General features: G+C 49.1%; 1 protein-coding gene. It reads left to right on the top strand.

What is annotated here, in order from left to right:
- The first annotated feature begins 199 nt into the window (after positions 1–199).
- Complete coding sequence (locus tag FLO80_RS21685; RefSeq protein ID WP_146611099.1) at positions 200–1,078, top strand: hypothetical protein; 879 nt, start codon at positions 200–202, stop codon at positions 1,076–1,078.
- Positions 1,079–1,395: the final 317 nt, after the last annotated feature.

Below are 1,395 nucleotides of genomic sequence, written 5' to 3' on the forward strand. Positions count from 1 at the left end.
TCGAACAATGGAGGAAACACGACAACACGAAGCGACCATACAGTACATTGGGCTACCGCCCTCCCGCCCCGGAAATCATTGTCACGATGGACCCAAGGCCGGTCATGCACTAACAATCAAACCGGACCACTTAGGTGGGGTTGATCAAGATAGCCAGCCGCTGTGATTGCAACCTTTGAAGTGAAGAGAAAAGCCGGACATGATTTGGAGTAAGGAAAACGAACGTTGTCGGCGCCTTCTTGCTCTTTTTGCTCTGGTCTTTTGGGGGGCAGGTGAAGTTGTCGCGTCCGGCCTCGAAGCCTCGGCGGAAGGAGATAAGCAAGTTGAGATTGCAAATGAACCGATAGGTTATCATTGGCAGCAGGGCGTTTGGTTTTCGTTCCTAGTTAAATATCGCAACCCTTATCTTTCGAACGAAGCAGAGGAAATTATAAAAGACCGTGATCACTTGGTTGAAGCGTTAAAACGCGTTCAGCACAGGACGGGTTTCACCGAAGATGGTCGATATGACAGAAGTCTGGTGGGTGACAACGAAGCGATTGGCGGGTTTGCTTTCAATCTCGACACATTGAAGCCCGTTAATCGGAACCTGTTTTATGATGCCGACATTACCGGTGATCCTCAAAATCCAGACGATTCCGATATTGTCAGGATTAGCATTGAGTGGGCAGGAGCCAATGCCTCGACCGCTCCGCTGGACGTAACGCGCCCGTTTGACAGGTATCAAGAGGGTCGCGGAACAGCGCCAAACTTGTTTCAGGGGCACCTGACGACCTACACGCAAGGCAGTCTGCCTCCTGCTGGTTACCTCTCGCTAAATTCGGATCATTCTAATGTGGACTATCGCCTCTATGAACAGGGAGACGGATTAATCGCCTCCCTTAGATGCAATGTGATGAATGGAACATCTAACCGGCGAAATGTACAGCCGCTCTGCGATGGAAAAGTTAGAGAACTAGAAACGAATACGATCCTCTACCTTCTGTTTCCAGAACACCTTATTTGGTCTGAACGAAGCTGGATGCAACCGGCAAAAGCTGCGTTTTTTCTAGTAAACTCATGGCGTATTAAGAGGTAGTCTATGGTAGAAATTAACTCTTCCGACCTTGTTTCAATAAACAACACCCTAAACTCTCACGACGACTATTGGCAGGCATATGATATTTTATCAGGCTATGATGGCCTTACCACCGATCAGAGGTTCTGGTTCGAACAAGCATCGGCAATTAATCGCATGGCGAATGGGTTTGATCAACCCCACCTAAGTGGTCCGGTTTGATTGTTAGTGCATGACCGGCCTTGGGTCCATCGTGACAATGATTTCCGGGGCGGGAGGGCGGTAGCCCAATGTACTGTATGGTCGCTTCGTGTTGTCGTGTTTCCTCCATTGTTCGA

This window comes from Aquicoccus porphyridii (genome assembly GCF_008369105.1).
GTDB lineage: Bacteria > Pseudomonadota > Alphaproteobacteria > Rhodobacterales > Rhodobacteraceae > Aquicoccus > Aquicoccus porphyridii.